Source organism: Acinetobacter sp. CIP 101934, assembly GCF_000369585.1.
GTDB lineage: Bacteria > Pseudomonadota > Gammaproteobacteria > Pseudomonadales > Moraxellaceae > Acinetobacter > Acinetobacter schindleri.
In genome coordinates this window covers 1552912-1574955 of record NZ_KB850094.1, presented here as the reverse complement: position 1 = coordinate 1574955, position 22044 = coordinate 1552912, and the positions used below count along the sequence as shown (strand labels likewise).

Here is a 22044-nt window from a genome sequence, read left to right as displayed (position 1 = left end):
AATACTCCTAAAATTTGACGGAGGGCCAATCACTCAGCCCTGTTTCAGCCTTAGCCTTGGATTTTCACTACGGTATCGACTGCAATCACACCATGATCGGTGTATTGCATGTTGCTACCATCGCCATCCACATCAACATCAAAGCGGATTTTCTTCACGCCACGAATTGTTCCGATCAAAAGCTCAGCCTTATCGCCATGATCCAGATCACCCTTTTCAGACCAGAAGTAAGGCACACCCGAGGTTTTATGTGCAGCAAATGCTTCTGCAAGCGCCTGACCACCCAAGATGATGGAACGGTCCACCGCATGCGTTTTACCAAAGCTTGCAGGTACAAGCGCTGACGCTTCTGCTTCAGAGGTATAGCTCGTTGCATACTTGATTGCATTGCCTGCAAAGAAGCGGATGGCATGTGACATTTTGCGGATCAGGAAACCATTCCAAATACCCACATCACCACGGAACAACGGATGCAACTTGGCATTCGATGCACGTGCTACTGCATCAGCTACGAACTGACGAAAGTTTGGCTGTTTTGCGAACCAGTTATACTGTGCTGGAGATACCAGCCATACACGTAATGGCGAATCTTCCGACCCATCATCACCTTCAACCTTTATGCAAGGTGGCGGCAAGATCATGTCATCCAGTACCTGCTTCATTGAATCCACAGTATCCAGGGTGAACAGGTCTGTAGTTGCCAAAGATGCTTCACCAGCATTGGTGGTAAATGATTTAACGCCTTGGCCATCAACCATGAAGTGACGGTTTTTGGTAGGTGCCAGAACCTTGTTCACCATAATTTTGGCAAACTTCGGATCTTCCTCGGTTGGAATTGGCCATTCCACATTTTTAACGAAACCACGTGCACCACACAGATGAACTAAAAGAGACATATCGCTATAGCGATCCATCAAGTCCTGTGCAATTGGACGACCCATACGGCGGAAATCTACTGGTGAACGGATCTGAGTCATCACATTACCCAGATCTACAGGGAAACGTGCCTGGTCTACACGCAGACGATCTTCAACGATCGACATGCCGACACCGCGACCTTCAGCATATTCGCTACCCATGATCGGATAAGCATTTACTGGCTGGATCAGGTTGTAGGTAACTTCATCACCCAGGCCTTTGCCTAAGTCCTGAACACGTACAATCGGCATGTGTTTGGAAGTTTGTTTTTTAATGGTCGCTTCTGCACTACCTTCACCTTTTGGCATTGGGCCAACCAGGTTGTTCAGCGTGCTTTTACGACGTAGGCTTTTTGCAAAAAGTCCAACGGACTGTTGCATCATATTGGTTTTATCGCCGTATGCGGCATGGGTTTTATCAGTCATGGTATTCTCCACTAACAAATTTATGCACGACGGCTCATGTACGCTTCGACTTGATCAGGCGACCAGTTCTCCATTTCTGCGAGAAGTTCAGGCCCACTTAAATTCGACAAACGTTCATCAGCGGATAATGCTGCAGGTGAACCTGCAGGTAGATCCGTCACGCTGTGCGGTACTTTGGATGGAGCGTTCTGTACAGCTTGCTTGGCTTTCTCCACCATGGCCTGTGTTGGCGCTGGTGTATCAACCTTTGGACTGACATTATTTTGGGACTTGTACAAACTTAAGAGTTCAACCACCTGCTCTGCACTGCCTTTATTCAATACATCTTCATAGGCACTGCGTATAAAGCTGGGTTGCGCATCTTTCCATGCCTGAAACTCTTGCGATTCTGGAATCGATTCATAGTCAGGATGTGATGATCCGATATAAGCAAAGTGTTGTTGCTCCGCACTCAGCTGTTGTTGCTGCTTAAACGGTGCAAGGGCTGCATCCATCATGCTCTGCACTTGTGCAGATACACGCTGGCTCACCAGTGCTTCAACTCCTTTGGCAATCGCTTCTTCCGAGAAGTCACCAAACATGGCCATCACATCAGCATTGTTTCCGCTTGCCTCAATGACCGCCTCTGCTACAGCTGCATTCTGCTGTGCGACCTGAGTGTTACCAGGTGTCTGCTGTGCTGCTAGCTGTGCAGTGAGTTGTTCCACTTGCTGCTTATACTGCTGTACTTGTTCACGGGTTTCTTGCAGTCGTTCATAAGGAATGGTGTGTTTACCATCCTTTGCCAAGACCACAGAATTTTCCGCATTTTCTTCAACTGGTGGCGTTGGTTCAGTGGCCGGCGGTGTTACCACAGGTTCTGACGGTACCGGATCAGGTGAAGTTGTCCCTGCATCTGCTTTTACGTCTTCTGGTGTAGTGGCTGGCACACTACCTGTTTCTGCAGCTGGTTCTGCAGTCTCGCCAAATAGCGCAGCTTCTAATAAGCTTGCGCCCAGATTCTGTTGATCAGCATCCGCGTTAATGTCTGTCGTTAAATGCTCTGTATTACTCATGCCTTTCCTGCCACTTATCGCTGTAGCCGCATATAGGTGAAGTGCTGACTTTTAAGAGTCGCTTGCTGTCGATTGCTCAACGTAGGCTTGAGTATTTGGGATATGGCAATAGATGGTCGAACCCTACACAGGGGCTATAGTTAGGCAATAAAAAAGCCACTAATTAAGTGGCTTAAACACATTCTAAAAAAAAGCCCACCCTTGGGGAAAGGTGGGCAAAAAAGGGTAAGAACCCACAGCGTAATTAGAATCCCTTTGACCGGCACAGATAAGGGTGATCTGCTTCAAGGTACAGTAACAACCCGCCTAAACGGTTATTTCTTCAATTAAGCGTCTCCCGATACTCAATTGCAGAACTGTTGATTGCACGGTACTTTTATAAATGCGCCAGGATCGCGCTTCCCATCTCCACAATGTGGATTATCCATTCCTGCCGAAGCCTGTCTGGACTGTGCAAACGCCACCGTTCTAATGGCACTCCAAAATATATGGCCCTGAGCGTAGGATTCGAACCTACTGTGCATTGCAACTTGAGGGAAGAAGCAAAAGCACACACACCGCCTGTGGCCAAGGGTAAATGCCGTCTTTCCGAGCTGTCAGACCACACTCATGCACTCTGTATTTTGTCTATACGCAATAACCCTTCTGCATGTAGGGGCTTCGGGCTGTCCTCTCATGTAACCCTAGGCAAGCTGTAACGCATCTTTCGATGTTGGACATTCAGCTGTATTCTCAGAACCTATATTAAAAAGAGCATCCTGATCTATTACTCACAGGCTTGGAATGCCTTTCATTATGTAGACCACTGTTTTTCATGTCCGCACTCTTTAATATAGGTACTCGTCTTTCCGAGTTGTCATCAGTTAGGTACTTTTGCCCATAGCGGCAGTTATGGCTCATTTCAAACTGAAAAACTTTTCGGCCAATAATGTGCTATGCCATCCGAAGTACGTCGCACATCCCTTCGGCAGTCCTCATCGCTTGCATGGGGTTTTTATGCCATGTCCTGCAATGGTGCGCTGTCCCATGACCTTTCGGTTTCGCTTGAGTCTCACAAGCTCATCAGATGGGTTCGCCTGTCTTTCCAGGCTGTCCGTGCTTTTAGTTCAACACCTGAACGCACCGCTGTGCTCACGCTCTTTGATTGGCGACTCGTTTCGATTTACAGTATTTGTGGGTCGCTACCGCTGATCTTCAATCAATGTGTTCGTCTTTCCGAACCGTCAATGGAGATTAAACAAACCTTGGCTTGTTCACCGAACGATGCTCACCACCACCCGATATATTTATAGTAAGTCGCCGGTTTACGACGACGTGTATAAAAAAAATACAAACAGATCAAAGTGGTAAATATTTTAATTGCTCGACAAAAAACTCGAAGGTTTCCTGCTGGATCGTTTCTGATTCATTGACGAATAGCAGACTATAACGGTCATCGATACGACGGAATGAGAACGGAATACTATCGGCTGTCATGCGGTACAGATCAATTGCAAGTGCATCGTATGACTCATGTTCAATCGTGAACTCAGTATCATCAGTCCAGCTATTCAGGAAGTTATCGAAGCGCTGTGCCAGTGGTCCTTCTTCCGCATCCAACCAATGCGGTTCATCTTCCTGCTTTGGCTGAGTTGCAATGGCCACAACTATAGCCATGGTCAATGCAGAAAGTTTGAATGGTGTGCTAATTACACCAGTATTAATCTTAGTCATAACGGATTGTTGCTCCTTTCAACCAGCCACTGCACACAGTACCAGCCACACGCTCACCCTTTGGATTCGTCGCAGTAAACTTAGTAGCAAATGTGTCATCCTCAGAGCACGCAAAGAATGCACGGCCATAAGTTTCAATATCCGTAAAGCCTTGGGCCTTCAATGCCTTGGTTGTATCATTCGGTGATGAACACGCCGTGAATGCAGCTGCAAACAATAGAATTAAAGTTGCTTGTAAGAATTTCATATAAATCCCCTCAATCCATTTGAGAGTGGACATAGCAGTCCACACCTTTGGACTTTAGATAATCTTTAGCTGCTTCAATGCCAGCTGTGTTTTTATTGCCTTGGCCATATGAGCGACTTATTACAAAGTCACCAGCATATGACCAGTGCTTATAACAATTGATTCCAGCATTCTTCAAAGTTGATTCTCTTACCCCTTTCAAACCACTGATAACCAACTTGTCTAAGTTCGCAGTACCACCATCATCAGTCTTATCTGCGGCCTGCTGACCGATGGACAATGCCTCATCGATCAGCTTTGTGAGTTCTGAATACTTACTCAACCCAGCACCCATTCATTTTTATAGGCTATTTCTTTAAGTGTGCGGATTGCCGCTGCAAATGCCACCTCTTCAGTAATACCGCTCTGTGTAATTGATGGCGTAGGTTCTGGCGCATGATTCACAGAAATCGTGCAAGTCCAATAATCCTGCTGCTCATTGGTAACTGCCCAGACATATGCAAATGCCACAGGGCCTACATACTTAAGAACCTGCTGTGTTGGAATACTTTCCCAAGGGAACTCGGGTAGTAGATCGCCTAAACCACGATTCGACGCTTCTGCTAAAGCATCTGAAGATGCTGTATCACAATTGTTTGCACATTTCTGAGCGCTTGAATTGACTTTGATATCATCAGCGGATCCACCGAGTTCTTTTGCTAATCGCACTACAACCAATTCATGCAAGCCATAAGACTTAATATGGCGATTACCGAGACATTCCTGCAATTGTGCAATAAGATTTGGATCGGTGAAAGTTGAGCTATAACCAACCGCTGATCCTGAGCAAAGCTTCGATCCTTCCTCTGACTCTGACGGCTCTTTAGGATCTTCTGGCAGAACTTCACCTAGTTCAGCTTTAGGACTATTACTAAAACTTACGCTCGCAATGCCTTCACCTATACCAAGCGCAAGAGCTTGATTCACCAATTCACTTATTGGCTCACGTAAAGCACCAGCCTTAGTAACTGCATCCGTTAGTTCTGGTGATGCACCACATTTTTCAATAGCTAGACACAGATCATAAATTTGATCCAAAATTGGAATACGTGTTTCAAGGAGCTTATTAATACCAGCACCAATATTTTCATGTGTACTACATTCCATCATCGGATTACGGTACAGGTTATAACCTTCAAGTTCCCATAATTTATCTTGAGCCTTCTGAGCTGCTTCTTCTTGTGCATACTTAATACCAAGCGATGGATCAAAGTTTTCTTTGGATATACAAGCGGTATGGCCAGTTGCTAAATAGAAATCACCATTTAGAAATGCATGAGCGAATGTAGATGTCGTACCTTCTGGCTGCTCAAAGACGTATTGCACACGCTTCATCATCTCCTTGATCTGATCAAGTGTGACGCGTGGAGCTTCCAAACCTTTGTCTTGAATCTCTTGTTCCATCTGTTCATCTGTGTGTGACATGAATGTCTCCTAGTGGATTATTTGTGGTGATCTTTAGAGTTAATGTCTTTGATATATGCATGCTCCATCAGGTACGACGCAGCCATGATAATCAGTGCGCAGATCGTCAATGAAATGACGACCGCAGCAAGACCGAGGCGTTCCGTGTGATAGAGAATTAATGAAAAGATCAGCAAGCTGAGAAGGATCAGAAGAATTATTTTTTTCATATGCATCATCATCTCAAAGACTATGTAGATGATGATGCTGTTATGGTTTACGTCATGCTGTATAAAAATCAGGCGAATAGTTGAATATTACTTTTCCCATAGAACCAATTTTTTCAAGTCACTCAACTTGTAATGCGTATGTTTGTTATGCACACCAACAACAAACTTATCTGCATAGAATCCCTGTGTATTCGTATGCTCTGAATGTTCATCCACGTAATACAAACACTGAGGATCCTTAGGTGCAGCATTTAAAATACGGATCACACCTGCATGGCCTGTTTTGTTTAGAAACGTTCGAGCCTGTTCAATGTCCATAAAAATAGCCTCATCTGGTAATGAGGCTATTGTTTGGTACTGGGTTACGTCTTGTTGATTATTTAATCATCAATCCAAAACAACCCAGTCGTTTGCGAATAAATCACCTTGACTTGGCACCCATCCCATTTGAATTTGATCTTGCACATTCTTAATCGTGATACACGGCATGACAGTTGCAGTTCCGCCATTATCACGTGCAAATGCTGCATTATGTGGTGACCAGAAGTTGTCAGCCTTTACCTCTGCTGTACCTATATTGGAAACAGTTAGCCATTGCAGATCATTCCATGCGGTTCGAGCAATACGCTCACCTTCTTTTAATTCTTTAAGTGCATCACCAAAAGATAAAGATCCATTTTGACGATAAGCATCCTTGAATACACAAGCTGGAGACCAAGAAATATAACCCGTATGACGGCTATCGCAAGGTTTTCCACCGTCCTGGTATTCAACTAGATAACCTTGTTCGCTTGGATCTTCATTTTCAGGAATTTGCCAGCCACGATAATGGTTATAGTCCCCGCGCGTCATGGGAGTTGCATAAACTTTTTTTGTTCCAATATAACTATGCATCGGTTCAAATTGCACATCATTCATTATCAACACCTTAAATAATAAAAAAAGAGAGAATTCTCATCTCTCTATTCTTCATAAGGCTCTACGTCTTACAGCTTAATATTTAACCAAGATTATCACTGGTCCGCGCCGTCTCAATTCCTTGCAGCCCAGTAGAAGGCTGTTGTGGTACCGGAGGATTCATCGGACTGGTATTCTGCTGCACCTGCATCTCGGCAATACCTTCACTGCCGATCTGAGCACCTTCCCCTTCCAGATATGGTGAACGTATATCACGTGCTGCTACTTCACCAGGTATAGGCAAGTTCGGATCATCGCCCATTGGATTAGGTCGCTGATAACCTGCACCCTGCATGATATGGTCGGCAATTGGTGCCACCTGTGGAATCGTAGCGACCTGTACCGCACCTTGAACTGCACTGTATTGTGACTGAACGCCTGTCTGTACAGCTTTAGCATCCACCAACTTGATATCACTTTCTGTCTTACGCTCTTTCAAGCGCAATTCTTGCAGCTTGATCTCATTGCCAGATTCTTTCAGAGCTTGAGCCACTGCATCCTTAATACGTTGTTCCACTTCCTCAGGTGTCGGTGCATCCACTGCATCACGAATGCTTTGAATGATGTCACGCTTAAACGGCGTATCTGTAAGCGCAATAAGGTACGGTAGAATCGTCTGCTGAATATTTGGTGGCAACGACTTGGTAACTTCGGACAAGGCTGCAAGCTGCTGTGCACGGAATCCACTGGTACTTGGCACATCCTCAAGAATGACTTTGATCCGGGTACGCTGTACATCATTAGACAGATAGGTATAACCCATTGGATCTGTCTCAGGCTTATTGATATGCACACGACGCTCTGCAGTAATCGCATCACCTTCGATCACCACTACTTCTTCCTTGCTGCCTAAGTCTTCTACAATCATAGAAAGTAATAACTCACCGACCAGGGTTCGAGATTCCTTAAAGTGATCCATGATTTTACGCAATGCCTGATTCGACTGGTCAATCTGCAGCTGCTCTTGTCGTCCACTGGTTGCGGTACCCTGTCGACCTTGGAAGCCTGAAGTAATACTACTGGTACGCTCAATCGAGATCCGGCTATCTTCAAGCAACTTAAATTGGTGCTGATTCAATTCAAAGTCACGCTCAACTTCAAACTTTGCCCCAGTCTTGGCCATGTGCTGCTGATTCAGCTCGATGTAGGCATCTGGACGTGCAATCTGCTGCATGATCTGGCCACGTGTCATCTGAGATGCACCACGTGTTGTGGTTACACGTACCGAACTTAAACCCCAACGCAGTTTAGCCTGTGTTGAATTGATCAGGTCCTGGCTGTACTTCATATCTCGTACAAAGCCATATGGAATGCCGGTATTGTCCTCACGGAATCCTATGAACGGGACATATGGGAAACTTTCATGCGGATATGGTGTCGGCCCATCATATAGACAATGTGGTCCCATCCAATAGCTACGACGCATTTTAGCCACTGGTGCACGCTCAGGAATCGCATAACCATTTGCTGCAGCATAAATATGTGCTGGATTGCTTTCGTCAAACTCAACGATCCGGCCATCATCAAAACGCAACATGGTCAGCTCTACCCAACGGCGATACCATACTTCTGAGACATTAATCTCTTTAGAAGTCTGATCGAACCAGAAACGCTCGGTCTTAGACCAGGCTTGAGCATCTCCCCAGGCATTACGCAGACCGGTAGAGTTGCCACCATCAATCATGCTGTCATGCTGCCACCACAAAGCACCGTGTCGGCCAATCGTTTCAATCAGTTCTTTATGCTGAGGGAATGCAATCTTAAGACGCTGCGGATGTACCCAGCGATTACGACGCAACCAGCGTGCATCACTTAGGTCATCTTCCTGGGCTTTCATATCCCAATGGATTTCATTACGGTTCACTGCAACACAGCGATAGGGATACTTCAGAGGATCTGCTTCACGCTTAACCTCAACCCAGCCGATACCACAGCCGATCATCGGCCGGAATGCATCACTACATGCCTTATCTGCCTTGGATAATCGCTCAGCCTGATTCAATTTATAGTTCAGTGCATCTGCAACATCTTGTCCACCAGGCTCACCATTGGGTGTCACACGCCAGTCTGTCCGTGTTTCCAGCTCATGACCTTCAATGGCACGCAATGCAGGACCAATCATATTCTCAATGGCAGGAGGAATACCGATCAGCTTCATCCGGGTCAGTAATTCACTGTCCAGCTGGTTGCCGTCGGCATAGTCCATTTCTTTATCTGCAGTCGTACGCCAGTGTGGTTGCTGCTCTATCTCGTCATGGATCTCATTGAGCTCCTGAAGGTTCAATGCCATTTCATCTATAACTTCTGGCGTATCAGTCACTGAGTTTTCATCATTCTGCATGCTGCTACCTGTTCTACATTAGTCGCCAGTCGACTGGCTCATCGTTGTAGTTATCTTGGCGTTTTGGCTCATCTTCTGCGAACCCTACACGGCTCGTCATGTCTGCTATGTCTTCAATCATTCCTGCATCTTTGGCCTGTGCCCATTGACGCAAAGCATCGGCACCTTCAGAGCAGCCATTGGCCTTGTTCGGCTGATCAATGAAGCATTTATCTGCTTTGGAGAATTTCTTCTGATAGCCTTCGATACGCTCAATACCCAATTTGCAGCCGTCTTTATCGAACCAGGCATTCTTTAGATGCTTACGTGTGGACTGAATACCGTGGATCAGTTGAGTAATACGCGGCACAATCACAAAGTTATGCCCTGGTAATAGTTCTTCCAGCTGCTCCATAACAGACTTGTTAAAGTCACCGAGACGCTGGTGTGCTGCATCATGTGGCAGGAAGTGGGTGTGGTAGATGTAATCGTGTGATTTGATCTCTGCTACATAGTGTCTTAGATCTTGGCCATGTTTCTCGTAGTAGCGAATAAAACGGTCTTGGCCATTCATGATCTGCTGGTACCAGATTGCACAGCCGTCATGATTCCCAATATCCCAATAGGTATAAGTCGGCACATCCAACACTTCGATCTGACCAATACCACCACGCTTACGCAGTGCCAGCATATCCTTGGCATAGTAGTTACCATCTTTGGCCACCTGGAATGCTTCATCAGGGAATGATGGGTATTCCTGCCACATCTTGGCACTATCACCGCGAAGGTCGTTGTCCCGTGTCAGCACATACCAGGCACGCTGATCAGGATCGAGACGCATCTTAATCCCCATTTTCTGGCGTACGATCAGCTCAACTTCATCCAGTTCTTCATGATCTCTGGCTGAGATAGTGACTTGAGTAGAATCAATTCGGTACTTCGGCTCTTGCCACCAGGCATAGAAATGGAATCGATAGTCTTTGGAAGTAAGGACTTTGCGCAGCAAGTAGTTGGTCTGTGCTGCCTGAACCATTGCATAGAATGAACCATTACGCCCTTCCGCCGTGGATTCGATTACCAGCACACCGTTGGTCGGTACAGTTGGGATCGAACCGGTAATAACCTCATCATCTTTGGCTGGATCACTCGCACAGATCTTACCAAACTCGGAAATCAGCATGCGGTGGATGGTACCGGAACGGAATGATGTCGCTACACGGATGCTTGATCCATTGTGGCCAAACTCAATTTCTGACTTGTTATAGGCTTTTAAAGGAAAGCGTGCTCTGATTTCATCTGGGAGGTTGTCATAGGCAAACTTGATCTTGTCCTTGAAGATACTGAAAACCGTCGGCAAGTCCTGAGCGATAATGGCGCAGTTCTGGTTAGCATTGAACAGTGCATGATCCAGCCACAAGATACAGATCAGTGTAGTAAAACCGAGCTGACGTGCTTTTAAAATAATATTGCGGTGCCACAGCCGGTTTAAAAATTTGATCTGTGCAGCGTTCGGCTTAAATGGCAGCTCAAAGGTATCGGCTTCAATGACATTACCCAGCTCATCCTTGAAGTCATCACCCTTAATTTTGATCTTGTACAGACAGCCGGAAAAAATACGCCATTGTGGGTCAGCAAGGCATCTTTCCAGTTCTTCTTTATTTGTGGGTAGTTCCGCTAAGTTGGTGTTATACATCATATAATCACCACTTCTGCACAATCATGGTGCACTTTTATTGTACGTATGCGCATGAAATGATTTTGATGTGGGGCGTTAGTCGTTCTATTCACGTAGCGTCCCCATTTTCATTATCGAACTCAGGGTCATGTGCTACAGGCTGGAATGTAGAGGAGTTGCTTTGTGCAATTCGATTGATCAATGCAGTCAGGTCATCGGCTTTTTCTTCTTGTTTTTTATCCAGGCCATAAGCTTGTACTTCCAGACCAACCAAAGTCTTGAGTGTGTCGCCCAGATCCTTCATCGACTTCACCCGGTTCGGCAGCTGGATGATCTTCATGTACAGGTCATTCAGCCTGTCTTGGCCTTTGTCATCTTCCTTGCGCATGACATCGCCGAAGTCATCGAGTAGTGCAATGTTGTCCAGTCCGATCATGTGTTCAAGTTCATCAAACAGGCCCATACATAAATTTCGGGCACGTTGGATATCTTTACGCTGATTGATCTGGATGCTGGCGATCAGATTGGCATTGGCATCAATGGTCTCTTTTTCAGTGGCCTTATATTCAGGTGAGTTGCGTACCTCAGTGCGTACTACTTCAGTGCGTACTATTGCTTCGGCTTTTGCTTTGATCTTGCCGTTTAAATCGCGGGTCCATTCTTGGGTTTTTGCACGCTTGCGAATAGCACCGTCAGATACGCCAAAGGCTTGTGCTATCTGTCTTATAGACTGCACGCCTGCACGATATTCGATTTCAATACGTTCCCAATCAGGAGCTATTTTCTTCTCTGACATCACACCACCTTTGTTTACAAGGTGATGATGAGAGTGCGCAGTGCGTACTGTCGAACCCTACAGTTTTACGCAGTGCGTACGGTGGGTATATGTTCCACGGAAAGGTATAGGCATTAAAAAACCCTCAGTTGAGGGTTATGGTTATGGTTTTGGTTTTGGTTCCAGCACAATGGGCTTATAGCTTTCCCATACAGCAAACTTTTTTATTTTCTGCACATTTCCTTCATAGAAAGCTTTGTACTCTTTCAAAGTAACAACCTTGTACGCATACACATCCTGAAGAATGACCGGAATACCGTATAAAATAGGTAGCATCACCTCATTGGTTTTTAAGTCTGGTTTAGTGTGCTGGGTTTCCTGTAGGAGTTTTTCAAAGTTCTCTTGATCCACCAGGATTGCATAAGGTTCATCGTCAAATTCAACCTTAATGGCTTCCATCTTGGCGTGAGCTTCATGCATCTTTTCAATCATGGACTGACCATCACCTAGTACTGGGTGCTCCATTTCGTTGTATGTCACATTCATAATTATTCTTCTCTATATTTTTTCAAGGTGTATGTATTCACCAAATCAAAGCCTAACTGCGAATCTGTGACTCTTACATGTTTGTTATCAATAAGCTCATAGTAATAACCATCATTATAATCCTTGTGAAACAGTCGATCCTTACCCAATTCTTCTGCATAAAAGAAATACCAGTCAGGTGAAATAACTTGTGGCTTACTAAAGAAATGCGTCACGATCTGCTGCCCAAGGTTATTAAATACATGCAGAGTCTTTATATATATTCCACGCTCGTGTCGAAGCGGTTGGCCAGTGTGAGCAGCAAAGATGGTTAAGGGCACCTTAGGTGCATTTGGATCTATCAATATCCAAACACATGGTTGTCCATTGCTCAGCTCAATATCCAAAACCTGAGCACCTTCTGATACTTCAAAAGTTTGCTCCCATGCTTGGGTAATAGGAAATTTATGCACCACTTTCATCAAACAGGCCTCCTTGAATCTTATCTTCATGGATCCGTTCAATACTGCGAGCCAATTTGCTTACCTGAGTAGCAATATTGTTGGTGACATAGTTCATGCTACGCCCCATCTCAATATTGCTGTACTGCATGGCATCACTCACCATTAAACAGCCAAAATCCCGTGCTTCTTTAGGTGTTAATGTCAGCACAATATCATCACCAATTTCAATCTTTACTGTACCGTCGTTAAGCACTGTCTTTGTAATCATGCGTGCAGGACGATGCTGTTGTACTGGCATATAAACGCCACGCTCTACACGATTTACCTGATTGGTATCGACCAGATAACTTAGACGGTCATCAATTTGACCTCTGGACAGATGTGGAAGTGCAATCTGCAAGGTATCACGTGTAATCAGCTGCCCTTGGTTATGCAGATCAATACATGCCTCAAGGATCATGATAGTCGATGACTTTTTATCATCGTTCTGCTCTGCGTCTGTGTGTCTTTTACGCTCAGCCATGGTATTCCCCTTAAACCTCAATAATCTCTATGCCATGCACCGACATCATCAGATGACGCTTAATGCGATAGGTATCGTTTTTGCGTGTGGCCACACTCTTAACATCTTCCACAATTTGCTGGCCATTACGCATATAAACAAAGTCTGCAACGTAACGTAGCTCTGGTTTAGCCCGTGATTCATTGCTGAATCTCACCTTAGGTGCAAGTACAAAGGCCTGTTGCAGCTTTAGATCCTGGATGATTCCATTCCGCTCCATGGCTTTAAGCGTGTTGTATCGACGTTCTTCTTTCTTCGAATCAAATTTAATGCCGTTTGTTTCAGTCTTGGTATTGTTGTACTTGGGCTTTTTCGCATCAGATTCAGTGACAGGCTTAGCGCATAAGTGCCCCAGGCCTGCTCGACGAAGTTCCTTTTCAGACAATACCGCAGACATAGGCTATTTACTCAGCCAGGTCCCAGGCACACACCAGCCCGGTATTTTCAGCCATAAGCTCGTCTAAAGATTTAACTTCAGGTAAGCCAGTCACTGCTTTATCGGTATTCGAATTAAACGCTGCCATAATGCGACGTTCAAAATTGAAGTACATTCCCGCACCAGCCAAGGCCAGATGTAAAGTATTTGGTTTCAACATCATATTGTTCCCCGATTATTCTGAATCATTTGATAAGCCTTATAACCAACTCGAACCGGCATATAGCGGTATTCATCGCCGTCACGTAAAAATAATGCCGTCCCACGATTGGCCAGTAAGGTTGGGTAAAAATCCTGTGCCTTCACCCAGTCCTGATAATCCGCATGCAGATCAAATGCAGCCTCATCCTTATGTTTCTTAGATTCACACTGCATTCTTCTCTCCAAAAAATTATGCTTGTTGCTGCGCAATTTGTTCATAAACCCATAATTGCCGCAGGTTTCTTTCAGCAACTTCAATGCCCTGTTCTAGCCATGAGTTCACAGCCAGATATTCCTTGTAGGCCGCAAGGCTCTTAAAATCGACATCAGCGCTGATATATATCTGCATATACTCAATAGCATGGCCTTCTGGTATATCCTTCCGGGCATCAATGGCATCAGACAGTTCTTGCTTTAAGCCCTTCCAACCTACTTTCTTTAAACCCATGCCCAGATCTACCCGAGCATCTGCTTTACCTTGCCAAAGTTCACAGTGATGCATCTCTGGAACTCTCTGCTCATACGGCACGGTAATCATGTTTGTTTCTTCATCTTCCACATTCATCAAATGAATATTGGTATGAATAAACCACTCACACGGCTTGATATGATCGAGCGCCAGAACGACACCCATGTTCTGCCAATCGTATGCCCCTAACGCTATATGGAACGGTAACGTCTTGCTGTCTGAAAAAAGATCAAATAATTCTTTTTCATCTAATTTCTTGCGTTCAATGTACTCATGCACATGATGGCCGACATATTCCATTTCCATTGGGAACTTTTGGGCCATGTCACGACGCAATGATGCGTCGTGCTGGTACTGTCTAATCGCTGCCGGCGATACCCGGTTTGGGTTAAATTTCTTCTTACGAACTTTTAGCTTGGACATTCTTCTTTCTCGATTTCGCACAATCCACACAAGCACTATTTGAAACGTAACGCAGTTTTAAACCACATTTTTTACATGGATTACCTTCATAGGTATCTGCCTCATGTGTTCTATAAACCGTAGTGGACTGCCGTGCTCCACCTTTGCTTTGTCTGCCCTTGCTGGCATATTCCATTTCAGTTGATTGATAACCGCTTTGCCCTCTCGGGATCTGAGTAATCTGATTACCCTGTTTCTTAAACTTTGCGACTTCCTTTTCCCAGTACTCGCGCTGTGTCTGCTTCAACTCTGGATTTGTAAATTTGTGAACGACTAGCTCAACACGTGGCATAAATGTGTCTTGGCCTAAACTCATGCGGTAATCACCCTGTAATACTTGATTGAAATTTTGATAAAGCATTTGAAGCGTTTAAAAAATTACTCACCCATCAATCTCCACAGTCATACCTGCATGATCCTGCTCAACTACAGACATTCCCCGTGTAATTGCTGCTTTACTTGGTAGTTTTTTGAAGTCAATGAGATTCACTTCATGGCAGTGTTTGCACATGAATGAGTTTTTCTTTTCCAGTTTTTTATAAATCTCTCGGGCTTCGGATAGAGCACTGTTATTTCTTTGCGTTGCCCGATTGAGATGCTTCAGATGCTTTTGGATCCACCAGATCGGATTTAAGCGAACATTGCAGTCAGTGCATAAAACTTCATTTTCTTCCGCTGAGATCTGAATGTTTTTATGCTCACAGTTACCGCGTTCAAACTTCCGTGAAAACTTAATAACGTTTTCTGCGGTATTAATACTTATCGTATGATCTTCTTTGTAGCTCACACCCCACCCCCTAATCTCACCAAAGCAGCACCGATCAACATAAAAATAAACAGCAGTGTCTTGTTTAGATCTTTCACGACACATCCCCAAAATCAAAAGCTGATTGGTGAACAGCAGGCTGACGATCCAGGAAAGGTCTGGTCATATCAGCTAACAAACGCTGCTCTTCTGCTTCCACCAGTGGCATGGCATTCATAATATTGCGGTACTCACGGTTACTTAGGCTCTGCTCATTGGCTGGCAGGGTGATATACAGCACCTGGTCTTCAGTCATATCCACAAACTTTAAAATCATCTTGCGACGTGACAGGTTTTTAGTGCCGGCATTGAACCAGTTCTTGATTCGGCTTAATTTGATCAGACCGCAAAACTCATTTGGATCTTCACAGTGGTGGTGAACAGGACGTGGTTTAAAGTTTGGCCCTGGTAACTCAGTGATCTTCCCCTTGTACCCCTTTAGCATTTCATCCAGTGCACGACGTTGAGCCTGCTTCTCTGAATAATTCCCCACGTAACGTGCCGCTTTTTGTGCTTCTATGTGCTGTAAAGTCATCTCAATTCCCCTCGAAGATGCTTAATTAATTTTTGATTGAGATCCTGAACCTGCCTGTGTTATGCAGCGATATCAGATAAATCCCCATTAAATCCAACCTGTTTTAAATAACCTTCCCACTTCTTCGCCTGGGCCGGATCTTTGAGTTTCACGGCGATACGGGCAGCAAGTTTTTCGTAAGTCTCACCTGGTTCACTGAACTTGCTTGTGAACTCTGGGTGGTGTGAAAGTTTTTCAGCGAATACAAAAATCTGTTTTTCAGAAAGGTGCTGGCTTTGGTATTTCGTACCTGCAGGTTTTTCAGAATTCGGTTTACTCGAGTATTTGTTTTTGAATGCGTTGATCACCCAGTCAGCGAAGTGATAAATCATCAACTCATCGCTCATTGGTTTTTCAGCGTTGTAACTTTCAAAGGCACGTTTTTCACGTTCAATCCATTTCGAATCCACGATGATTTCAAAATCGATACTGTCATCGGTCAAAAACATTTCTTCACGAAGTTTGTTAAAACAAAACCATGATTTTTTATTTTTAGATTCTATTGATAGATTCTTTGAAAGATTCCGTGTCCCAACGTTGGGACTCTTTCCACGGAACGTTGGGACTCTTTCCACGGAACGTTGGAACTGTTCCGTTGTTGGGACTGTTCCAATATTGGTACCCTTTAAACCCTCGTTTTCAGCGTTAAAGGATTCCATTGTTGGGACTGTTTCACGGCCATTTACACCGACCAAACGATAGACTTTAACCTGCTTGGTTCTGCCCTTTCTTTCACCGGTATCTTCGATCAATCCATCCTGAATTAACTCATCAATAATCTTGAGTACAGTCTTCCGATCCATCTCTGTATCTTCAACCAGACGTGCAACGCTCGGATAAGCACAGTGATCTTCACCTGCTCGATCAGCCAGTGACAGAAGAACTAACCGCTTAAGAGGTTTAGTACTTCCACCTGGCTTTTGTTTCTGGCGCACTTTCCATGCCCAGGTTGTTGCATCTAAGCTCATGCTGCTACCCTCGCATGACTATTATTCTCAATACTGTTTTTCGCACCCAGTAAGAGATGTGGTTTATAACGAGGGATATAGCAGCACTTGCACACTGACAAAGCGCGACGCACAACACCTTGTGTTTTGGTTTTACGGTTTTCGAAGTACCAAAACTCATCATCCAATGGCCAATGTTCTTGGCATTCAATACAAAGCTTTTCAGTGCCAAGCTCAGTTTCTATATAACGTTGTTTTTTCATGCAGCCACCTTCCGATTTTTATTGACCAACCCAGTAATGCGGGTCAGGCCAAATGCAGTAACGCGCATATGTAAGAAAACGCGTTCTTTCCCATCATTGCGATTCACGATCACTGGTGACGTACGATTGGTGAATACCTTGTTCAAAACATATTGAGCATGCGGCTGCAGCTTGCGATCCGCATCTCGATAGATCCATTTTTTGTCTATCAGAAGTTTGATTAGATCGGATTCACGGATGCCGATGGTTTTGGCACAGTCCCGTAAACAGTAGGTATTGGTGGTGTCTGCAATGGTGTCGAGTGCTTCAGCCTTGGGTGCCAGTTCAGCAACTTGTTGTTGTGCCAATTGCTTGGCTTCAAATTGTTCTGCCCAGGCACGTGCAGCAGCAGCTGGATCTGCAAAGTCTGGAAGCAATGCGACAGGTTGCTTCAGGGCTTCTTCCATGGCTGTCATGCGGTCAAAGACTTGAGCCTGTAACTCATAGCTGTATGACATGGCCAAAAGGCAAGATTCGCGTTTTGGAAAGTGATAACAGGGATATGTGCGACCACGCCCGTCCTGATAATCTCCCAAAAAATTGGGAGCTACTTTTTCACCTAAAACTTTAGGTACTTTTGCCATAAAGTGGTCATGACGAAGTTCGATATATGGCTTTTCTACAGTCGCAACTTCTTTACGATGTTTATTAATAAATTCAACAAGTTCCGGTGATGACATGGTGACTTGCTGTGTGCTATTATTAGGCTGAATTTGTATGATTGAATTCATTGTTTGAATCTCCTGAGATTGAAACATTCAAAAGCCTGATCTCGTAAATCAGGCTTTTTAATATCCAAGTTTTTCTTTTTGTCCGCTGATTTCGTCATGAAATAAGTCATCTACTGATTCAATACGACTCATCCAACTTTTAGACATAACAAGAAGTGCTTCGACCCTAGACTTATCAATGCTTTGATATTCCTTTGGCACAATCTTTAAGCCAAGGCAGCTCAATAACTCGCAAAACATTTCAATTTCAGTCAAGCTATTGTTTTTCAATTCATTTTTCATACGCGATAATGTGCTAGGGTCTACTCCTAACTGATCGGCTAGATCTCCCTGTTTGCTTGTTGCAAGTGCTTGCAAAATGCGCGATACGCCATTTCTGGCACTTGCGCTTAGCTCAATAGATACTTTGCTCATGGGGTTTCCTTAAATTGGTTTTAAGCGGCGCTAGGTGTCTTTTTTAAGAAAAAGTCAAACAACTTCTTATGGGATAGCTTGTTATTGCTGGCATCAACGATTGCTTGAATTGTTTCCATACGGGGTTTTTTTCGACCATGAATCAAATGTGATTCCATATAGCCGTAAGACACTCCTACACGGGAGCAAAAAATACGCTTTTCATCCTCGCTTAAGGACTTCCAGTATTCGTATAGGTTTCGCATGAAAATACACCTTATAGGTAAATTATTATCAAATATACCTCTTAGGTAAAATTTATTCAACCTATCAGGGTATTTATTTTTTCTACCTAACAGGTAAATTTAGCAATGGGATTAACAATGGGATTTATCATGACCGGTTTGATGCAAATTCATGAAATACGGCTTAAGAATGCTCGAGATTTAATGAAAGAGTCTGGATTGAGTCGCACTGATTTTGCTGAAAAGGTAGGGCTTTCTTACAATCTAGTTAGTCAATACATAGGTAAAAATCCAACCAAGAATATTGGCGATGAAACGGCTGCCAAAATAGAAGAGGCATTTCGCAAGCCAAAAGGGTTTTTGGACCAAGCAAATGCTGTCGCCATCCCTTTGGGTGACATCTCAAGTAAAAGTGGAATCCAGATTTCACCCATTGAATTTCGTGGTGCTGAAGGAAGTAAAAAGAATAGTGTGAGAATACCGGTGTACAGGGATGTAAAAGCTTCTTGTGGAAGCGGCATAGAGAATTTTTTAGAAGACCCAAGTGAATATTTAGATATAGACCCATCACTGTTAAGGATTTTAGGCATACAGGCTAAGCCAGAAAATCTACGTGTAATTTATTCTGATGAATATAGTATGTGGCCAACCGTAGCACCTGACAGCCCTCTTTTTATTGATGTGGCTGACAAGGATCCAGGCATGCTTAAAAGTGGGTCAGTTTATGTCTTTAAGCATAACTATGAGCTAAGAATGAAAAGGATATTCATAAGCTACGCAGGTGGAACAACAGTAAGACTTGCAAGTGATAATCCTGACAAGATCCGCTATCCAGATGAATTTATTACCAATGAGCAGCTTAATGAAATTGATTTCATTGGACGCTTAGAGTCAGCCTTAGTTAAGCCGTGAGAGATAAAAATGAGTAACTCGAAATTACCTATCAACCAGATTATCAGCCGAATCAATGACGCTGCTGCTAACGATGAGACAATAGTTCTTAGCGCTCAAGAGGTGAAAATTTTAGCTGAAGAAATTGGTGATCTTTATTATGTACCAGTGTTGACTAATGAGCAGATCGTTCAGCTTTGCAAAGAAGGAAAGCTGGGCCAGAAGATGGTTGATAAAAAAGACGAATAAATATGACCGCATACAACTAGGTCTGCTTTTTACAGAATTAGCCACTAGCATGAGTTTCAATGGTTTTTAAACTAAGAGCCTATGTGGGTCTATGATTGAAAAATATTTAATAGGGGAAATTTATGAAAATAGCTCTTGGTTTTCTTGCTTTATTTTTACTATCTGGCTGTTCCAGCAAGTGTGATGATGGTTGTTTAATCGTTAATGGCGAAAAGATGCCCTTTTTTGATGCCGAAACACTTGTATCCAATTGCAATCATTTTATAAATAGCTCATCAAGTAGGCTGGCTGTGGGTTTAAGTTATGAGGAAATAGCGGAAAGAACTAATAACGATCCTAATGCCCCGCTTATGAGCACCCATATGAGTTATATCTCTATTTCAGAGAGTCCTCTAGTTTTTAATAGAAATGAAGAAAATTCACATCTTAAGCACAATGAAATTAGACAAGCCTGCCTTCAACTTAGGCATGACTTTAATGGTGACAGATATTGGGTGAATTAACTTTATTGCTGAGTAGTATAAATTAAAAAAGCCGCATACCCGAGCGGCTCTTGGATCGGGTGGAATATATATATGACAGCTGAAATTGCCATTCTCAATCCACATGGTGTTGCGTTAGCAGCAGATAGTGCTGTAACTATAGGGACACAAAAAATCATTAACAGTGCCATTAAGTTGTTTTCACTCTCGAAAACTGCTCCTGTTGGTGTAATGGTATACGGTAATGCTTCTTTGCTTGGAATGCCCTGGGAAACATTAATTAAGTTTTATCGAAAGAGGAGATTAGATCAAAATTTTAACTCATTAGAAGAATATGGCCGAGACTTTATCAACTTTATAAATGAGAACATAAACCTATTCCCTGAATCACTTCAGGTTAATTGGTTTAAAACAGAACTCAATACATTCATACAAGTTATACTAAATGACGCTTGTCTGTTAGAGGAACAAGCTACAAACTCTAACCCAGAACATGATATGAATTTTCTTAACTTCTTTAATGAAGCATTAGAAATCGCTATTAATTTTCTAACCCAAAGAACTGAAACATGTACGAATATTAATTTTGATGAGGTTAAAGTAAAAGAAAAGATTAGCGCAGACAGTGAGGAGCTTTTCCTCCAGTTAAAAACTAATAATAATCTATTAGAATTAGATAATAATAAGCTTCTTCAATTATCAATCCTAATTATTAAGAATCATTTATCATCTCAAACTAATGCTGGTATTGTAATTTCTGGTTTTGGCGAGTCCGAAATTTACCCGTCTATTTTAACTTATGATATATCTGGTATATATTTAAATACCCTAATCTTCAAGGTGGAAGAAGATAAAACCTTCTTTAATCGAAATGGTGAAGAACCCCAATCTCAAGTGCTTGCATTTGCTCAAGAAGATGTTGTAGTTTCGTTTTTGAAGGGTGTAAATTCAGATGTTAGACAATTTGTTACCAGAGCTTTTGATGATTTAATTACAAATTTATACCAAATTCCACTTAAAGATGTGCCTATTGAAGCCAGCTGGTACAAATGTATTGAGGAAAAGAAAGATGAGCTAATAAACAATTTCAATATAGAATTTGAGCAATTCTTGAATCAAAATTATTTAAGTCCAATGTACAATATGATACATTTCCTTCCGAAAGATGAATTAGCAGCAATGGCTGAATCTCTAGTAAATATCACAGCATTTAAGCGAAAAATGTTATTTTCAAGCTTAGAAACTGTCGGTGGTCCAATTGATGTTGCAGTTATTTCTAAAGGTGATGGGTTGGTTTGGGTCAAACGCAAGCACTACTTTGATGCAAATTTAAATCGTCATTTTTTTGATAATTATTTTAAGGGTTAAGATATGATCAATATAACTTCTTTCTACGATCAAAAACCTAACAAGACAATTCCTTCGGTTAGCCATAATTCATCAAGTGATAAACATTTTTTTGACATTCAAAAACGCAATAACGATATTCGTATCACTAGGGATGCGAATGCGAGTGTAAAGAAAATTTTATCTACTTTAAAATAAAAA

General features: G+C 43.2%; 30 protein-coding genes and 1 pseudogene. 4 read left to right on the top strand and 27 right to left on the bottom strand.

All coding sequences use genetic code 11. The annotated features are described in order from the left end of the window. Positions 1-50: 50 nt before the first annotated feature. From F899_RS07890 to F899_RS15785, 27 genes and pseudogenes are all read right to left on the bottom strand, one after another. Positions 51-1343, bottom strand: a complete 1293-nt coding sequence (locus tag F899_RS07890; RefSeq protein WP_004646854.1) for a phage capsid family protein — start codon at positions 1341-1343, stop codon at positions 51-53. 20 nt (positions 1344-1363) lie between these two features. Continuing rightward, positions 1364-2398, bottom strand: a complete 1035-nt coding sequence (locus F899_RS07885) for a hypothetical protein (RefSeq protein WP_005221934.1) — start codon at positions 2396-2398, stop codon at positions 1364-1366. Positions 2399-3736: 1338 nt separating this feature from the next. Further along, positions 3737-4111: a hypothetical protein gene (locus F899_RS07880; protein ID WP_005221933.1), complete on the bottom strand. Its 375-nt coding sequence runs from the start codon at positions 4109-4111 to the stop codon at positions 3737-3739. Then, on the bottom strand, positions 4104-4358 hold the full coding sequence (locus tag F899_RS07875; RefSeq protein ID WP_005221929.1) for a hypothetical protein: 255 nt from the start codon (positions 4356-4358) through the stop codon (positions 4104-4106). Before F899_RS07875 ends, F899_RS07880 begins: the two co-directional genes overlap by 8 nt. 10 nt (positions 4359-4368) lie before the next feature. Then, positions 4369-4680: a hypothetical protein gene (locus tag F899_RS07870; RefSeq protein ID WP_228127795.1), complete on the bottom strand. Its 312-nt coding sequence runs from the start codon at positions 4678-4680 to the stop codon at positions 4369-4371. Between the two features lie 836 nt (positions 4681-5516). Beyond that, positions 5517-5822, bottom strand: a pseudogene (locus F899_RS16000) (Gp49 family protein); the annotation flags it as partial. Between the two features lie 17 nt (positions 5823-5839). After that, on the bottom strand, positions 5840-6031 hold the full coding sequence (locus tag F899_RS07860; RefSeq protein WP_228127794.1) for a hypothetical protein: 192 nt from the start codon (positions 6029-6031) through the stop codon (positions 5840-5842). Positions 6032-6118: 87 nt separating this feature from the next. Further along, a complete protein-coding gene (locus F899_RS07855; RefSeq protein ID WP_005221913.1) occupies positions 6119-6349 on the bottom strand; it encodes a hypothetical protein in 231 nt (76 codons plus the stop codon). Between the two features lie 69 nt (positions 6350-6418). Further along, complete coding sequence (locus F899_RS07850) at positions 6419-6883, bottom strand: DUF2829 domain-containing protein (protein WP_228127809.1); 465 nt, start codon at positions 6881-6883, stop codon at positions 6419-6421. A 148-nt stretch (positions 6884-7031) separates the two neighbouring features. After that, a complete protein-coding gene (locus tag F899_RS07845) occupies positions 7032-9329 on the bottom strand; it encodes a portal protein (protein ID WP_005221909.1) in 2298 nt (765 codons plus the stop codon). A 13-nt stretch (positions 9330-9342) separates the two neighbouring features. Next, complete coding sequence (locus F899_RS07840) at positions 9343-11004, bottom strand: terminase large subunit (RefSeq protein ID WP_005221907.1); 1662 nt, start codon at positions 11002-11004, stop codon at positions 9343-9345. Positions 11005-11092: 88 nt separating this feature from the next. Further along, on the bottom strand, positions 11093-11779 hold the full coding sequence (locus F899_RS07835) for a hypothetical protein (RefSeq protein WP_005221905.1): 687 nt from the start codon (positions 11777-11779) through the stop codon (positions 11093-11095). A 141-nt stretch (positions 11780-11920) separates the two neighbouring features. Further along, a complete protein-coding gene (locus tag F899_RS07830) occupies positions 11921-12304 on the bottom strand; it encodes a hypothetical protein (protein WP_005221904.1) in 384 nt (127 codons plus the stop codon). A gap of 2 nt (positions 12305-12306) precedes the next feature. Then, entirely contained in the window at positions 12307-12768 is a 462-nt protein-coding gene (locus tag F899_RS15790) for a DUF7352 domain-containing protein (RefSeq protein ID WP_228127793.1), read from the bottom strand. Continuing rightward, positions 12749-13270 (bottom strand): hypothetical protein, encoded by a 522-nt coding sequence (locus F899_RS07820; protein ID WP_005221901.1) that lies wholly within the window; start codon positions 13268-13270, stop codon positions 12749-12751. Before F899_RS07820 ends, F899_RS15790 begins: the two co-directional genes overlap by 20 nt. Before the next feature lie 10 nt (positions 13271-13280). Beyond that, positions 13281-13706 carry a DUF1064 domain-containing protein gene (locus tag F899_RS07815; protein ID WP_005221899.1) on the bottom strand — a complete coding sequence of 142 codons (426 nt, stop codon included), beginning with the start codon at positions 13704-13706 and terminating at the stop codon, positions 13281-13283. 7 nt (positions 13707-13713) lie between these two features. Continuing rightward, the gene (locus tag F899_RS07810) at positions 13714-13908 is read right to left on the bottom strand and encodes a hypothetical protein (RefSeq protein WP_005221897.1); all 195 of its coding nucleotides are present in this window, start codon (positions 13906-13908) and stop codon (positions 13714-13716) included. Further along, positions 13905-14120, bottom strand: coding sequence for a hypothetical protein (locus F899_RS07805; RefSeq protein ID WP_005221895.1), 216 nt, complete (start codon positions 14118-14120; stop codon positions 13905-13907). The genes F899_RS07810 and F899_RS07805 overlap by 4 nt, the downstream gene beginning before the upstream one ends. Positions 14121-14136: 16 nt before the next feature. After that, complete coding sequence (locus F899_RS07800; RefSeq protein ID WP_005221892.1) at positions 14137-14838, bottom strand: hypothetical protein; 702 nt, start codon at positions 14836-14838, stop codon at positions 14137-14139. After that, positions 14816-15193 (bottom strand): hypothetical protein, encoded by a 378-nt coding sequence (locus F899_RS07795; protein ID WP_005221890.1) that lies wholly within the window; start codon positions 15191-15193, stop codon positions 14816-14818. The genes F899_RS07800 and F899_RS07795 overlap by 23 nt, the downstream gene beginning before the upstream one ends. Positions 15194-15259: 66 nt before the next feature. Beyond that, positions 15260-15664, bottom strand: coding sequence for a hypothetical protein (locus tag F899_RS07790; protein WP_005221889.1), 405 nt, complete (start codon positions 15662-15664; stop codon positions 15260-15262). A gap of 73 nt (positions 15665-15737) precedes the next feature. Beyond that, the gene (locus F899_RS07785; protein ID WP_005221888.1) at positions 15738-16217 is read right to left on the bottom strand and encodes a hypothetical protein; all 480 of its coding nucleotides are present in this window, start codon (positions 16215-16217) and stop codon (positions 15738-15740) included. Between the two features lie 59 nt (positions 16218-16276). Next, a complete protein-coding gene (locus F899_RS07780; RefSeq protein ID WP_005221887.1) occupies positions 16277-17224 on the bottom strand; it encodes a helix-turn-helix domain-containing protein in 948 nt (315 codons plus the stop codon). Beyond that, on the bottom strand, positions 17221-17466 hold the full coding sequence (locus F899_RS07775; protein WP_005221886.1) for a hypothetical protein: 246 nt from the start codon (positions 17464-17466) through the stop codon (positions 17221-17223). Before F899_RS07775 ends, F899_RS07780 begins: the two co-directional genes overlap by 4 nt. Continuing rightward, positions 17463-18236 carry a phage antirepressor KilAC domain-containing protein gene (locus F899_RS07770; RefSeq protein ID WP_005221885.1) on the bottom strand — a complete coding sequence of 258 codons (774 nt, stop codon included), beginning with the start codon at positions 18234-18236 and terminating at the stop codon, positions 17463-17465. Before F899_RS07770 ends, F899_RS07775 begins: the two co-directional genes overlap by 4 nt. Positions 18237-18293: 57 nt before the next feature. Next, positions 18294-18650: a helix-turn-helix domain-containing protein gene (locus F899_RS07765; RefSeq protein ID WP_005107094.1), complete on the bottom strand. Its 357-nt coding sequence runs from the start codon at positions 18648-18650 to the stop codon at positions 18294-18296. Between the two features lie 20 nt (positions 18651-18670). Further along, a complete protein-coding gene (locus F899_RS15785) occupies positions 18671-18895 on the bottom strand; it encodes a hypothetical protein (RefSeq protein WP_005107096.1) in 225 nt (74 codons plus the stop codon). Positions 18896-19012: 117 nt separating this feature from the next. On the opposite strand from F899_RS15785, the gene F899_RS07755 reads away from it, so the two are divergent. The 4 genes from F899_RS07755 to F899_RS07740 all read left to right on the top strand — a co-directional run bounded on the left by F899_RS07755 (position 19013) and on the right by F899_RS07740 (position 21864). Next, positions 19013-19786, top strand: a complete 774-nt coding sequence (locus F899_RS07755) for a LexA family transcriptional regulator (protein ID WP_005221883.1) — start codon at positions 19013-19015, stop codon at positions 19784-19786. A gap of 9 nt (positions 19787-19795) precedes the next feature. Further along, complete coding sequence (locus F899_RS07750; RefSeq protein ID WP_005107099.1) at positions 19796-20014, top strand: hypothetical protein; 219 nt, start codon at positions 19796-19798, stop codon at positions 20012-20014. A 122-nt stretch (positions 20015-20136) separates the two neighbouring features. Further along, the gene (locus F899_RS07745) at positions 20137-20517 is read left to right on the top strand and encodes a hypothetical protein (protein ID WP_005221881.1); all 381 of its coding nucleotides are present in this window, start codon (positions 20137-20139) and stop codon (positions 20515-20517) included. Between the two features lie 72 nt (positions 20518-20589). Continuing rightward, positions 20590-21864 carry a hypothetical protein gene (locus F899_RS07740; RefSeq protein WP_005221879.1) on the top strand — a complete coding sequence of 425 codons (1275 nt, stop codon included), beginning with the start codon at positions 20590-20592 and terminating at the stop codon, positions 21862-21864. Positions 21865-22044 lie beyond the last annotated feature (180 nt).